Origin of the sequence: Streptomyces argenteolus, from assembly GCF_042902585.1 — a bacterium.
Classification (GTDB): Bacteria; Actinomycetota; Actinomycetes; order Streptomycetales; family Streptomycetaceae; genus Streptomyces; species Streptomyces argenteolus.
In genome coordinates this window covers 829,359-843,287 of sequence record NZ_JBIBEG010000001.1, presented here as the reverse complement: position 1 = coordinate 843,287, position 13,929 = coordinate 829,359, and the positions used below count along the sequence as shown (strand labels likewise).

The 13,929-nt window shown below is 72.8% G+C and carries 9 protein-coding genes; 4 read left to right on the top strand and 5 right to left on the bottom strand.

All coding sequences use genetic code 11. The features are described 5' to 3' along the window. The first annotated feature begins 1 nt into the window (after position 1). Positions 2-268 (top strand): hypothetical protein, encoded by a 267-nt coding sequence (locus ACFY8O_RS03685; RefSeq protein WP_145803717.1) that lies wholly within the window; start codon positions 2-4, stop codon positions 266-268. 91 nt (positions 269-359) lie between these two features. Here ACFY8O_RS03685 and ACFY8O_RS03680 read toward each other — a convergent pair whose 3' ends face one another. Further along, the gene (locus ACFY8O_RS03680; protein WP_387898472.1) at positions 360-3,587 is read right to left on the bottom strand and encodes a tetratricopeptide repeat protein; all 3,228 of its coding nucleotides are present in this window, start codon (positions 3,585-3,587) and stop codon (positions 360-362) included. Between the two features lie 286 nt (positions 3,588-3,873). On the opposite strand from ACFY8O_RS03680, the gene ACFY8O_RS03675 reads away from it, so the two are divergent. Next, positions 3,874-5,898: a thioredoxin domain-containing protein gene (locus tag ACFY8O_RS03675; protein WP_387898469.1), complete on the top strand. Its 2,025-nt coding sequence runs from the start codon at positions 3,874-3,876 to the stop codon at positions 5,896-5,898. Positions 5,899-5,957: 59 nt separating this feature from the next. On the opposite strand, the gene trhA is transcribed toward ACFY8O_RS03675, so the two are convergent. Continuing rightward, complete coding sequence (gene trhA, locus ACFY8O_RS03670) at positions 5,958-6,638, bottom strand: PAQR family membrane homeostasis protein TrhA (RefSeq protein WP_387898466.1); 681 nt, start codon at positions 6,636-6,638, stop codon at positions 5,958-5,960. A 207-nt stretch (positions 6,639-6,845) separates the two neighbouring features. On the opposite strand from trhA, the gene ACFY8O_RS03665 reads away from it, so the two are divergent. Both ACFY8O_RS03665 and ACFY8O_RS03660 read left to right on the top strand, forming a co-directional pair. Beyond that, on the top strand, positions 6,846-8,672 hold the full coding sequence (locus ACFY8O_RS03665) for a phosphoenolpyruvate carboxykinase (GTP) (RefSeq protein WP_387898463.1): 1,827 nt from the start codon (positions 6,846-6,848) through the stop codon (positions 8,670-8,672). Positions 8,673-8,944: 272 nt separating this feature from the next. Continuing rightward, the gene (locus tag ACFY8O_RS03660) at positions 8,945-10,681 is read left to right on the top strand and encodes an Ig-like domain repeat protein (protein WP_387898461.1); all 1,737 of its coding nucleotides are present in this window, start codon (positions 8,945-8,947) and stop codon (positions 10,679-10,681) included. A gap of 142 nt (positions 10,682-10,823) precedes the next feature. Here the strand turns inward: ACFY8O_RS03660 and ACFY8O_RS03655 are convergent, their stop codons facing one another. From ACFY8O_RS03655 to ACFY8O_RS03645, 3 genes are all read right to left on the bottom strand, one after another. Beyond that, positions 10,824-11,222, bottom strand: a complete 399-nt coding sequence (locus ACFY8O_RS03655) for an SCO4983 family protein (RefSeq protein ID WP_145803705.1) — start codon at positions 11,220-11,222, stop codon at positions 10,824-10,826. An 80-nt stretch (positions 11,223-11,302) separates the two neighbouring features. After that, on the bottom strand, positions 11,303-12,514 hold the full coding sequence (locus ACFY8O_RS03650) for a pyridoxal phosphate-dependent aminotransferase (RefSeq protein ID WP_387898458.1): 1,212 nt from the start codon (positions 12,512-12,514) through the stop codon (positions 11,303-11,305). A gap of 469 nt (positions 12,515-12,983) precedes the next feature. Continuing rightward, positions 12,984-13,811 carry an arylamine N-acetyltransferase family protein gene (locus tag ACFY8O_RS03645; protein ID WP_387898455.1) on the bottom strand — a complete coding sequence of 276 codons (828 nt, stop codon included), beginning with the start codon at positions 13,809-13,811 and terminating at the stop codon, positions 12,984-12,986. Between the last annotated feature and the right edge of the window lie 118 nt (positions 13,812-13,929).

The window sequence follows — 13,929 nt, the reverse complement described above, 5'->3', positions numbered from 1 at the left end:
TATGTACGCGACCCAGGCACTGACGCACCTCGTCCCGCTCGCCGCCGATGAGCTCGACAAGAACAAGGTGACTCCCGGCGTCCTCGGCTTCCTCGTCTTCGCGGCGCTCGCCGTCGGGGTGTGGCTGCTGATGAAGTCGATGAACCGCCACATGGGCAAGGTCAACTTCGAGGAGGCCCCCGACCCGGAGGCCACGCCGGACCAGGAACCGGCGGCCTCCGTCGGCCAGGCCGGCACGAGCTCCGCGCGCCCGGCGGGCAAGGACTGACGCGGCGGGGCGGGGCGAGCCGCCCCGGCCGCCCGCCTCGCTCCGCGCGGCCCGTGGCAGCCCGCCGCGCCACGGCCCCGGTCCGGTCCCGTCAGGGGCGTACGCCGACGGGCACCCCCATGACCTCGCGGGCGTGCCGGGACGGGGTCAGGCCGAGGCGCCAGGCCTGCCAGCCCTCGTCCAGGTCCACACCGCGGTTCAGGACGACCCGGAAGGCCTCCGCGCAGTCCTCCAGCGCGGGGTCCCGGAGCGGGTGGGCCGCCTCCAGCAGGTCCGCGAGCTCCTGCTGGGCCACCGCCGTGCCCACCTCGCTGCCGCCCGGTGAGGCGTAGGGCAGGAGGGTGCAGCGCAGGAACGCAGCCCAGTCGCCGCCCCGGACGTCGCCGTACGACGCGAACAGGGTGATCGCCTCGCCGCACAGCTCCAGCGCCTGGGCGGCGCGGTTGTTGCCGCCGTCGATCAGGGCCAGTTCCAGGCAGGTCCACGCCTCCCCGTGGGCCACCCCGATCCGCCGGAAGTCGGCCCGGGCGTCCACCAGGAGCTGACGGGCGAAGCCTGAGTTGCGCAGGTTGCCGGTCTGCGTGGCGCGCTGGTCGCGGGTGACCCGGCCCGAGTGGTGACGGGCGCACGCCAGCCCGTACACGTCCCGCATCCGGGAGAACATCGTGCGGGACCGCTCCAGCTCCCGTACCGCCTGATCGGTGTCGCCGTCCTCCTCCAGCGCCTGCCCCAGGTAGTAGCGCGTCCAGGCCTCACCCCGCGCGTCCTCGTTGGCCCGGTGCCGGGCGAGGGCCCCGCGCAGCTGCTCCACCGCGGGCGCGGTGCCGCCGACGTTCCCGTCCACCAGCCGTGCGCGGGCCAGCTGGGTCAGGGCCCAGGCCTCCCCGCGCTCGTCCCGGGTGCGGCCGTACAGCTCCAGCGCGGTGGTCAGCTCCTCCTCGGCCCTGGCGACCTCGCCCATCCGCAGGCAGACCTGGCCCAGCTGGAAGTGCGTCCACGCCTCGCCGTGCAGCGACTCGCCCTCGCGGTGCAGGGCCAGCGCGGTGTCCAGCAGCGTCAGCGCCTCGGCCAGATTGGCCCGGTCACGCTCGACGGCGGCCAGGGCGTGGAGCGACCAGGCGCGGTCCTCGGCCTGCTCCGGTGACGCCTGGAGGCCGATCGCCTCCCGCAGCCGCGCCGACGCCTCGGTCAGATTGCCCTGGTGGTGCAGGGTGATGCCCAGCGAGCAGAGGGCCAGCGCGGCGCCCGCGTCGTTCTGTGCCTCGCGGTACAGGCCGACCACGGAGGAGAGCGTGGTGCGGGCCTTGTCGAGCTCGCCGAGCTGCCGGGCCGCGATACCCGTACGCCACTGGACGGACCGCTCCAGCAGCCCCTGGTCGACGGAGCGCGTCAGCTCGCTGATCTCGCCCAGGCGGTAGAGGTCGCCGCGCAGCAGGCAGTAGTCGCACAGGGCGCCCAGCAGGTGGAGCACCGCCGCCTGGTCGACGCCCTCGGCGTGCCGGAGCGCCGAGGTGATGAAACTCGACTCGTCGTCCAGCCAGCGCAGTGCGGCGTCCAGCGAGCTGAAGCCGTGCGAGCCGAACTGCCCCGCGCGGGTGGACATCTTGCCGTCCACCATGCGGATCACCGCGTCGGCGAGCTCCGCGTAGTTCTGGACGAGGCGCTCCTGCGCGGCCGTGCGCTCGGCCGCCGGCTCCTCGTCGGCCAGCCTGGCCAGGGCGAAGGACCGTACGAGATCGTGCAGCCGGTAGCGCGCACCGCGCACATGGACCAGCAGCCCCGCCCGGGACAGCGCCTCCAGGAGCCGGCCCGCCTCCTGCTCGTCCGAGGAGAGCAAGGACGCCGCCGCCGCGGCGCCCAGGCTCGCACGCCCCGCCAGGGCGAGGCGCCTCAGCAGCCGCCTGGCCGGCTCGGGCTGGTCGGTGTAGCGCAGCCACAGGGCGCGCTCGACGGGCCCCACCGGACCGTACGCGCCGAGGGCGGTGGCCAGTTCGGCGCGGGTCCGCGCGCCGAGGGCGGAGCCCGCCACCCGCAGGGCGAGCGGCAGCCCGCCGCACAGTTCGACGACCGCCTCGGTCGACGGGTAGTCGTACGGGCCGGCTTCCTCGTCCTCCGCCGCCTCGCGCAGCAGCTCCTCGGCGCCCGCGGGGTCGAGACCGCCGACGGGCAGGTGGTACACCCGCGCCGGGACGTCCTCGGGCAGCTCCAGCGGCTCGCGGGCCGTGACCAGCACCAGACTGTCGGAACGCTCGGGCACCAGGGTGCGGACCTGCGCGGCGTCGGTCGCGTCGTCCAGGACGATCGTGACGGGGGTTCCCGTCAGATGCTGGTGGTAGAGCTCGCTCAGCCGCCGCACCTGCTGCTCCGCGGAGGACCTCTCCCGGAACAGGAGCTGCTCACGCGGTGCGCCCAGCCGGTTCAGCAGGTGCAGCAGCGCGTCGCGGGTCGGCAGCGGGCTCTCGCCCGCCACGTCGCCCCGCAGATCCACCACGCACGCCCCCCGGAACTGGTCCTTGAGCGCGTGCGCGGCCCGGACGGCGAGCGCGGTGCGCCCCGAGCCCGGGGCGCCGTGCAGGACGACGACGGTCGGCAGGGTCTCCGTGGCGGCACGGGCGGCGTGCACCCACCGGGCGATCTGTGCCAGTTCGGTCCTGCGGCCCGCGAACGGGCCGTCCGCCGACGGCAGATGACCGAAGGACTGCTCCAGGAGCGAGCGGGTGCGGGCAGCAGCGCTGCGGTCGCCCCCGCGCAGCTGCGCCACCACGGAGGCGCTCGCCTTCTTGGGGGTGCGGGTCGCGGCGGTCAGCACGCGCTGCTGGTCGAGGAAGGGGCGGATGCCCCGTACCTCCAGGGCCGTCAGCCACTGGAGCCGCAGCTGCTCGGGGCCGCCGGGCTGGTTCAGCTCCCCCGCCCTGCGATGGGCCGCGGGCCAGTGGGAGGCGGTCACCCGGGCCACCGTCGCCGTGGTCCCCGCCACGGCGACCACGGCGCCCGCGCCCAGGGCCAGCCCCGTCGCGGTGCCGAGCGCCAGGTCCGCGCCGAAGGCGGCAGCCGCCGCGACTCCCGTCACCAGCAGGGGTGTTCCCAGGGTCGCTCTGCTGAACCGCTCCGCCAGCGGCTGCCGGCCGGCCCCGGCGGCGTCCAGCGCCCGCGTGTACGCGGCGTACTCCTCGGCCGCGCCCGCCGCCATCGTGTCGAGCGCGCCCCGCGCACGCGCCAGCAGCGCGCCGGAGTCCGTCCGCCCACCTGTGCGCCGCGCTTCCTCCTCCACGGCCCGTACCAACAGCCGTTCGGCATCCGCCCGATGGCTGTCCCGCATGCGTCCCCCTCGTCCCCGGCCCGACCTCGACCGGACCCTGTGTGGACCGTCCAGTGTCCCCGGTCCGGGGCTCCGGCGACAGGGAACCCACGAGACTGCCCGCCGAACGGGTGTGCGGGTGCGGGGGCACCGGACCGCGAGCGCCCGGTCACCCCTCAGCGCGCGCCCTCCCCCTGCTGTCCCGGCCCCGGTCCTTCGCGGTTCCGGGCCGGGGAGGGGAGGGCGGACCTCCGTCCACGGTGAGCCCGTCCCCCCGCCGCCGTCCTCGGTGCGCAAGGATTGGGGTATGGCCAACCGACTTGCGCAGACCACCTCCCCGTACCTCATCCAGCACGCCGACAATCCCGTCGACTGGTGGCCGTGGTCGCCCGAGGCGTTCGAGGAGGCCCGCCGACGCGGCGTGCCCGTGCTGCTCAGCGTCGGGTACGCCAGCTGCCACTGGTGTCATGTGATGGCCCACGAGTCCTTCGAGGACGCCACCGTCGCCGACTACCTCAACGCGCACTTCGTGCCGGTCAAGGTCGACCGCGAGGAGCGGCCCGACGTCGACGCCGTGTACATGGAGGCCGTGCAGGCCGCGACCGGTCAGGGCGGCTGGCCGATGACCGTCTTCCTGACCGCCGACGGCGAACCCTTCTACTTCGGCACCTACTTCCCGCCCGAGCCCCGTCACGGCATGCCCTCCTTCCAGCAGGTGCTGGAGGGGGTCGTGGCCGCCTGGACCGACCGGCGCGAGGAGGTCGCGGAGGTGGCCGGGCGCATCGTGCAGGATCTCGCCGGCCGTTCCCTGACCGCCGGAGGGACGGAACTGCCCGGCGAACCGGAGCTGGCGCAGGCCCTGCTGCGGCTGACCCGGGACTACGACGAGAGGCACGGCGGCTTCGGCGGCGCGCCCAAGTTCCCCCCGTCCATGGTCATCGAGTTCCTGCTGCGCCACCACGCCCGTACGGGGGCCGAGGGCGCCCTGCAGATGGCCGCCGACAGCTGTGCGGCCATGGCGCACGGCGGGATCTACGACCAGCTCGGCGGCGGCTTCGCCCGCTACTCGGTGGACCGCGAGTGGGTCGTCCCGCACTTCGAGAAGATGCTGTACGACAACGCCCTGCTGTGCCGCGTCTACGCCCATCTGTGGCGCGCCACCGGATCGGACCTCGCCCGCCGGGTGGCCCTGGAGACCGCCGACTTCATGGTGCGCGAGCTGCGGACGGCCGAGGGCGGCTTCGCCTCCGCGCTGGACGCCGACAGCGAGGACGCGCAGGGGCGGCACGTCGAGGGCGCGTTCTACGTGTGGACCCCCGAGCAACTGCGCGAGGTGCTGGGAGAGGAGGACGCGGCCTTCGCCGCCGCGTACTTCGGCGTCACCGAGGAGGGCACCTTCGAGGAGGGGTCCTCCGTCCTGCGGCTCGCCCGGAACGGGCAGGAGGAGGCCGACCCGGTGCGGGTCGCCGATGTGCGGGCCCGTCTGCTGGCGGCGCGCGAGCTGCGCGCCCGGCCCGAGCGGGACGACAAGATCGTGGCCGCCTGGAACGGCCTGGCGATCGCGGCCCTGGCCGAGACCGGGGCGTACTTCGACCGTCCGGACCTCGTGGAGCGGGCCACCGAGGCCGCCGACCTGCTGGTGCGCGTGCACATGGGCGACGTCGCCCGGCTCTGCCGCACCTCCAGGGACGGCCGGGCCGGGGACAACGCCGGGGTGCTGGAGGACTACGGCGACGTCGCCGAGGGCTTCCTCGCGCTCGCCTCGGTCACGGGCGAGGGGGTCTGGCTGGAGTTCGCGGGGTTCCTGCTGGACATCGTCCTCGCGCACTTCAGGGGCGAGCGGGGGGAGCTGTTCGACACCGCCGACGACGCGGAACAGCTGATCCGGCGCCCCCAGGACCCCACCGACAGCGCCACCCCGGCCGGCTGGACCGCCGCGGCGGGCGCACTGCTCTCGTACGCCGCCCACACAGGCTCCGAGGCGCACCGCACGGCGGCCGAGGGGGCGCTCGGGATCGTCGCGGCGCTGGGCCCGAAGGCCCCACGGTTCATCGGCTGGGGGCTGGCGGTCGCCGAAGCCCTGCTGGACGGGCCGCGCGAGGTGGCGGTGGCGGGCCCGGTCTCCGGGGAGCTGCACCGCACGGCGCTGCTGGGGCCGGCTCCCGGCGCCGTGGTCGCGGCGGGGGAGGGGCCGGACGCGGGGTCCGAGTTCCCGCTGCTGGTGGACCGGCCGCTGGTGGGCGGTGCGCCGACCGCGTACGTCTGCCGCCACTTCGTGTGCGACGCGCCGACGACGGACGCGGGGGAGCTCGCCGTGAAGCTGGGCGGCTGACGCGGGACGTACGGCGAAGGGCCCGGCCGGCGGCCGGGCCCTTCGCCGTACGGGACCGTTCAGTTCTGCTGGTAGGCGACCAGCGAGATGCCGACGTAGTGCGCGACGAACGCCGCCAGCGTCAGCGAGTGGAACACCTCGTGGAAGCCGAACCACTGCGGGGACGGGTTCGGGCGCTTCAGGCCGTAGATGACGCCCCCCGCGCTGTAGAGGAGCCCACCGACGACGACGAGGACCAGCACCGCGACGCCCCCGGTGCGCAGGAAGTCCGGCAGGAAGAACACCGCGGCCCAGCCCATGGCGATGTAGCAGGGGGTGTAGAGCCAGCGGGGGGCGCCGACCCAGAAGACGCGGAAGGCGATACCGGCCGCCGCGGCGCCCCAGATCGCCCACAGGAGCGGGCGGCTGGTGGACTCGGGCAGCAGCAGGAGAGCGAGCGGTGTGTAGGTGCCCGCGATGATCAGGAAGATGTTGGCGTGGTCGAGTCTGCGGAGCACCGCCTCGCCGCGCGGCCCCCACGTACCCCGGTGGTAGACGCCGCTCACACCGAACAGCAGGCAGGCGCTGAGTACGTAGACGGTGCAGGCGACCCGCGCACGCGTGCTGTCGGCCAGGACGATCAGGACGATGCCGGCTATGACCACCGCGGGGAACATTCCGGCGTGCAGCCACCCGCGCATCCGTGGTTTGACCGGGACCGGGTCGGTGAGTTCGACGGGTCCGGAGGCGGCAGAAGTCATGTCCGCATGGTACCTACGCCTCCGTAGGTACCCGGTCCGAGTGGCGATGCTCACGTGTGCGGCCCTCTGGACATATGGGCGCGATGGTCGGATGATCAAATGAGTGCGGTCGGCACCGGATGAGCGCCAGGGGTAGTTGAAGGGGTAAGCATCCGGGTCGCAGCCCCCACGGGGCCTGACAACACACCCTCTCTACAAGGAGCGATCGTGGCGCGAGACATCGCGGCTCCCCTCACTGTTCCCACTCGGCACCAGGAGCTCGTCTCCTGGGTGGACGAGATCGCCGCTCTCACCCAGCCGGACCGCGTGGTCTGGTGCGACGGTTCCGAGGCCGAGTACGAGCGCCTGTGCGAGGAGCTCGTCGCCAAGGGCACCTTCACGAAGCTCGACCCGGTCAAGCGCCCTCACTCGTACTACGCCGCCTCCGACCCGAGCGATGTCGCCCGCGTCGAGGACCGCACCTACATCTGTTCCGAGAAGGAGCAGGACGCGGGCCCGACCAACCACTGGAAGGACCCCGCCGAGATGCGGGAGATCTTCACCGGTGAGAAGGGCGTCTTCCGCGGCTCCATGCGCGGACGCACGATGTACGTCGTCCCGTTCTGCATGGGTCCCGTCGGCTCGCCGCTCTCCGCGATCGGCGTCGAGATCACCGACTCCGCGTACGTCGCCGTCTCGATGCGCACCATGACGCGCATGGGCCAGGCGGTCCTCGACGAGCTCGGGACCGACGGCTTCTTCGTCAAGGCCGTCCACACCCTCGGCGCCCCCCTGGCCGAGGGCGAGGCGGACGTGCCCTGGCCCTGCAACGCCACGAAGTACATCTCGCACTTCCCCGAGGACCGCGAGATCTGGTCCTACGGCTCGGGCTACGGCGGCAACGCCCTGCTCGGCAAGAAGTGCTACGCACTCCGCATCGCCTCCGTCATGGCCCGGGACGAGGGCTGGCTCGCCGAGCACATGCTGATCCTGAAGCTCACGCCGCCGCGCGGCGAGAGCAAGTACGTCGCCGCCGCCTTCCCGAGCGCCTGCGGCAAGACCAACCTCGCCATGCTGGAGCCCACGATCTCCGGCTGGACCGTCGAGACCATCGGCGACGACATCGCCTGGATGCGCTTCGGCGAGGACGGTCAGCTGTACGCGATCAACCCGGAGGCCGGTTTCTTCGGGGTCGCGCCCGGTACCGGTGAGCACACCAACGCCAACGCCATGAAGACCATGTGGGGCAACTCCGTCTTCACCAACGTGGCGCTCACCGACGACGGCGACGTGTGGTGGGAGGGCATGACCGAGGAGCCGCCCGCGCACCTCACGGACTGGAAGGGCAACGACTGGACCCCCGAGTCCGGCACGCCCGCCGCCCACCCCAACGCCCGCTTCACCGTGCCGGCCGGCCAGTGCCCGATCATCGCCCCGGAGTGGGAGGACCCGAAGGGTGTGCCGATCTCGGCGATCCTCTTCGGTGGCCGCCGCGCCTCCGCCGTCCCGCTGGTCACCGAGTCCTTCACCTGGCAGCACGGCGTCTTCCTCGGCGCCAACGTCGCCTCCGAGAAGACGGCCGCCGCCGAGGGCAAGGTCGGCGAGCTGCGCCGCGACCCGTTCGCCATGCTGCCGTTCTGCGGCTACAACATGGGCGACTACATGCAGCACTGGATCGACGTCGGCGCGGACAAGCCGGACCAGTCCAAGCTGCCGAAGATCTACTACGTCAACTGGTTCCGCAAGGACGAGGCCGGCACGTTCGTGTGGCCCGGCTTCGGTGAGAACAGCCGCGTCCTGAAGTGGATCGTCGAGCGTCTGGAGGGCAGGGCCGAGGGCGTCGAAACGCCGATCGGGATCCTCCCGGCCAAGGGCTCCCTGGACACCGAGGGCCTGGACCTGTCCGAGTCCGACCTCGACTTCCTGCTCGACGTCGACAAGGAGGTCTGGCGCGAGGAGGCCGCGCTGATCCCCGGCCACCTGGAGACCTTCGGCGACCGCGCGCCGAAGGAGCTGTGGGACGAATACCGCGCGCTGGTCCGCCGCCTGGGCTGACCCGCCCCCCCGTCCCCGTGGCGGGTCCCGTCGACATCCGCCCTGACCTGTGGGGGTCAGCGGCCCGCCGCGGTACGGCACCCGGAGCCCTGGATGCTCCGGGTGCCGCTTTTCTTTCCGGAGGCCTGACCCGCGTCGGGACTCCGCCCGGATTGGGCGAGAACGTCCATACATCGCCGACAACTTGCGCACATAACCTTCACATCTGTTGCATGATGCCCACACGCGCGCCCAGGGTGACGGGGCGCCAACAACTCTGTGGGGGAAAAAAGTTGAACAGGTCAGGGAAGACGAGACGCGGTGTCGCGACGCTCGCCGCGCTCGTACTCGGGGGCGCGGGCCTCACCATGCTCGCCGCACCCGCCGCGCACGCGGCGGACGACGACGTGGCCAAGCTGCCCATCACGTCGTTCTCCAGCATGGTGGTCGACTCCGTGCACGAACGCGTCTACATCAGCGACGACACCCGCAGCCTGAACACCAAGTCGTCGGTGCTCGTCTACAACTTCGAGGGCCAGCGGGTCACCGCGCTCCCCAGCTCGCAGGGCGCCGTGGGTGGCATGGCGCTCTCCGCCGACAGCACGAAGCTCTTCGTGTCGGAGATGGGCCGGATCGCCGCGTACGACACCGAGACGTACGTGAAGACCACGCACACGGCCACGCTCTACTGGGGTGAGTGCGGGCGCCAGGTTGCCTACGCGGGAGGCAAGGTGTGGCACACCGAGACGCCGACCGCCAGCGGGTGCGAGCAGTACCGGAGCTACCTCTACGGCAGCACCCTGGGCTCACCCACCTCGACGGGCTGGGACGGCACGGGGAAGCTCTACTTCGCGACGACGCCGGGGGTCCCGGACACCCTGGTCATGGGCCAGACGCTGAGCACGGCCGGGACGAATCCCTACCTCACCACCTTCGACAGCAGCGGGGACACGCTCGTTCGGGGGCCGCAGCGCCGGTTCGCGGACAGCGAGGGGGCGGGCGGCCTCGACCTCAAGGACCTGGCGCTGTCCCCGGACGGCAGCCGGATCGCGGTCGCCGACGCCGCCCACGGCACCCGGTTGCTGGACGCGGCCGACCTGTCCGACGCCCCGACGCCGTACGGCCCGCTGCCGGAGGGGGCGAAGGCGTCCGCCGTCGCCTTCAGCGGTGACGGCGAGTACATCGCGCGGGGCGCCGAGGCCACCGGTTCGGCACCCGACCTGCTGATCCAGAAGGCGGACCCGGAGGAGGGCACCTCGGCGCTCGAGTTCGCCTTCGAGGGCGAACTCGACGGAGCCCGGGTCGTACCGCGCGGGCTCGGCTGGTCGAAAGACGGCTCCCGGCTCTTCGCCCTCACCATGAACGCGTCCGCCACGTCCTTCTGGCTGCACGTGATCCAGCCCCCGGCCGCCCAGTACGACTCACGCTTCACCGGGGCGCTGTCCACCAGTCCCGGCACACCCGTCGTCGGGGAACCGCTCGGCATCCGGGGCCGGCTCGAACTCGACGGGCCCGCACCCGCGGAGCCGGTCAAGGTCTCGGCCGTACGCCATGACGCGAACGGCGACCGCAAGCTGGCGGCCGTGGAGGTCGCGGCCGACGGCACGTTCACCGTCCTCGACGTCCCCTCGCTGGTCGGCGAGGCCACGTACACCCTGTCCTTCCTGGGTGACGTCACCCATCGGCCGGCCGAGGACGTCACCCTGCCCGTGACGGTGGCCAAGGCGCCGACGGCCCTCACGCTCACGGCTCCGGCGGAGACGACGAAGAACCAGAGCCTGGAGATCACCGGCACCCTGACCGGCCAGGGCCGGGCGCTTCCCCCGGGCGTCACCCTGTCGGTGGAGCGGGCCGACAAGAGGGGCACCGGCGCCCTCACCTCCGCGGCGGTCGCGGCCGACGGCACCTTCACGATCAGGGATCTGGCGTCCGTCCGGGGCGAGGTCGTCTACACGGTCGCCTACGCCGGTGACGACCTGCACACCGCGTCGAGCGCCACGGCCACCGTGCGGGTCCGCGCCGCCGCCTGACGGCCGGGGCACGACCGCGTCCTGACAGCGTGAGGCCCGCGAAGCCCTTCCGGGCTGCGCGGGCCTTCTCCAGGGTGCCGACCGCACCCGGCGCGTGTGTGGCACCCGGTCCACGTGTCTTCGCGACCGTGGACCGGGGCCGTCAGGGTGCGCCGACCAGAGCGGTCCGCGCGGGTGCACCCGCCAGGGCTGCGGTGTGTACGTCCATGGCCTGGGCCGCGAGGATCGCGACGGCCGTGTCGGCGCGGGACGCGGCCACCACCAGGGCCCGGCCGGCGAGGGCGTGGGCACGACGGTGGAGGGCGGCCGGGGACGCGCCGCTGCTGCCGGCGTGACGGGCGGGCGGGGCGGCGCGGAGCCGGGCGACCTGCTCGGCGATGCGGTCGCCGTCCGAGGTCAGCCCCAGCTCGTCGGTGACGGCGAGCAGGGCGGCGAGGTGGCCGGCGAGCTGGATGTCCAGCTCGTCCTCGCGGCTGCGGTGGGGGAAATCGGCGTCGTCGGCCGATGTGTGGACCGATTTGGTACGGATCGGCTCGTACATGGATGGCCTCCTGGCGTTGCAGTAAGCCCATCCTATCTTGGATTCAGTCTAAAGTTGTGCCGGGTCCTGCCGGGTGAGGGTCATGGCTGGCTGTAGCCGTCCAGGAACTTCCCGATGCGGGTCACGGCGTCCGTCAGGTCCTTGGCCGGGGGCAGGGTGACCACCCGGAAGTGGTCGGGCTCCGGCCAGTTGAAGCCCGTGCCCTGCACCACCATGATCTTCTCGGCCCGCAGCAGGTCGAGGACCATCTGGCGGTCGTCCTTGATCTTGAAGACCGTGGGGTCGAGCCGCGGGAAGAGGTACAGCGCCCCCTTCGGCTTCACGCACGTCACACCGGGGATCTGCGTCAGCAGGTCGTACGCGATGTCCCGCTGCTCCAGGATCCGCCCGCCCGGCAGCACCAGCTCGTTGATCGACTGCCGGCCGCCGAGCGCGGTCGCCACCGCGTGCTGCGCCGGCATGTTGGCGCACAGCCGCATGTTGGCGAGCACCGTCAGCCCCTCGATGTACGAGGAGGCGTGGGCCTTCGGGCCGCAGACCGCCATCCAGCCGGAGCGGTAGCCCGCGATCCGGTAGTTCTTGGAGAGCCCGTTGAAGGTGAGGACCATCAGATCCGGGGCGATCGCGGCGGTGGGCGTGTGGGTCGCGCCGTCGTAGAGGATGCGGTCGTAGATCTCGTCGGAGCAGACGACCAGGTTGTGGCGGCGGGCGATCTCCGTCAGCCCGCGCAGCATCTCGTCGTCGTAGACCGCGCCCGTCGGATTGTTCGGGTTGATGATCACGAGCGCCTTGGTGCGGTCGGTGATCTTCCGCTCCAGGTCCGCGAGGTCGGGCATCCAGTCGGACTGCTCGTCGCAGCGGTAGTGCACGGCCGTGCCGCCGGCCAGCGAGACCGAGGCCGTCCACAGCGGGTAGTCCGGGGCGGGGACGAGCACCTCGTCACCGTCGTCGAGCAGTGCCTGCATCGACATCTGGATCAGCTCGGACACGCCGTTGCCGAGGTAGATGTCCTCGACGCCGAGGTCGATGCCCTTGGTCTGGTAGTGCTGCATCACCGCGCGGCGCGCGGACAGCAGGCCCTTCGCGTCGCCGTAGCCGTGCGCCCCCGACAGGTTGCGCAGGATGTCCTCGAGGATCTCCGGCGGGCACTCGAACCCGAACGCGGCGGGGTTGCCCGTGTTGAGCTTGAGGATGCGATGACCTGCCGCTTCGAGCCGCATGGCCTCTTCGAGCACGGGGCCGCGGATTTCGTAACAGACGCCGGAGAGCTTCGTGGACTGGATGACCTGCATGTCTGCGAGCTTACGACCGTGTTTCGCGCGGTGCTCCCGGTTTGCCTGACGGTTGCTCCCTCCGGGGACGCGCGCCGGGGGGCCGGGTCTTCCATCGGCATGCCGCCCCCCGCCGCGCACCGTGGGAACGGCCGGTCGGGAAGGCGCGGCGGCTTGGAATGCGGGCGTGGGGCGCGGGACCGGGTGAGATGCGCCACGCGGGCTGACGCGCGGGGCGCGCCGACGGCGCGCGGGCGCCGTGCGGGGAGCTGATCGCGCGCGGGGCGCGTCCGCGGTGCGGCTGGCCCGGTGGGCGGCGGTCCGGCACGGCGGCCCGGTGGAGCGGCCGGTGCGGCTGTACGGCCCGGGGCCGGAACCCCTGGGGGCCGGGGCCGGAACAGCGGGCGGCGGCAGCCGGGGCCGCGGTCCCGACCGCCGCCCCGCCCCGTCCGAGCGCCCCGCCTCTGGCGCGTACGCGCCGCCCCCGAGGTCAGCCGGGCAGGACGGTTCCCTCGGGCAGCCGTACGCCGAAGTCCTCCGCCAGGACCCGCACGACCTCCGCGGAGTCGCCGAGCTGCCGCTCCTCGACCGTGCCGTCGTCGGCCGTCTCGACCAACGTCCGCCCGGACAGGGCACGGTGCAGACCGGGCAGGGTGCGCTGGGCGTAGACCGCCTGCCGGAAGGGGGAGCGCGGGTTCGTCGCGATGTGCCAGTTGATGACCTCGTGGTCCGGAGCCTCGAACGGCTCCAGGGTGAACTCGTACTGCGGCTCCCAGTAGCCGCCCTTGTCCGTCTGGAGCTCCCACATCTCCAGCGGCCCGTCGTGCGGGGCGTGCACGAGCCGGTGGCGGCGCGGGGTGTCGAGCAGCTCGGCGTCGGCCACCAGCTGGATCGGCTCCAGCAGCGCCCCGTGCGAGCCGAAGCCGACATCGGCCAGCCAGGAGGTGGGAGCCTCCTCGCCCTCCTGGACGTCCACCTTCATCAGCATGTGCGTGCGGGGCCGGACGTCGCCGGGGGCGGCGCCCAGGACCACGCGCGCGGTCAGCAGCGTGACGTGGAACCCGAGCTGGGTGAGGGCGGCGGCCAGAAGGGTGTTGTGCTCGTAGCAGTAGCCGCCGCGCTCACCGCGTACGAGCTTCTTCTCCAGGTCCGGGAGCGCGAGGGACGGGGCGCTGCCGAGGAGGGGTTCCAGATTCTCGAACGGGATGCCCAGCATGTGGGCGCGGTGCACGGACCGCAGCACCTCCACGGTGGGGCGGCGGTCCGCGCTCCCCGCCCAGCCGATGCGGGCGAAGTAGGCGTCGAGGTCGAGTGTCATGGTCCGACAGTACGCAGACACCACGGGGGTTTCCCACATGCCGTGACGGTGCAGGAGACAGGGGGAACGCGCTCCCCGTACGCCGTCTGCCGGGCCCGTCCGTCGCCCGGGGGCCGAG

Excerpts from the sequence above, each read along its gene's own strand:
- ACFY8O_RS03685 (WP_145803717.1), top strand. The coding sequence starts at position 2 with ATGTACGCGACCCAGGCACTGACGCACCTCGTCCCGCTCGCCGCCGAT.
- ACFY8O_RS03650 (WP_387898458.1), bottom strand. The coding sequence starts at position 12,514 with ATGCAGGTCATCCAGTCCACGAAGCTCTCCGGCGTCTGTTACGAAATC.
- ACFY8O_RS03645 (WP_387898455.1), bottom strand. The coding sequence starts at position 13,811 with ATGACACTCGACCTCGACGCCTACTTCGCCCGCATCGGCTGGGCGGGG.
- trhA (WP_387898466.1), bottom strand. The coding sequence starts at position 6,638 with ATGACTTCTGCCGCCTCCGGACCCGTCGAACTCACCGACCCGGTCCCG.
- ACFY8O_RS03675 (WP_387898469.1), top strand. The coding sequence starts at position 3,874 with ATGGCCAACCGACTTGCGCAGACCACCTCCCCGTACCTCATCCAGCAC.
- ACFY8O_RS03680 (WP_387898472.1), bottom strand. The coding sequence starts at position 3,587 with ATGCGGGACAGCCATCGGGCGGATGCCGAACGGCTGTTGGTACGGGCC.
- ACFY8O_RS03655 (WP_145803705.1), bottom strand. The coding sequence starts at position 11,222 with ATGTACGAGCCGATCCGTACCAAATCGGTCCACACATCGGCCGACGAC.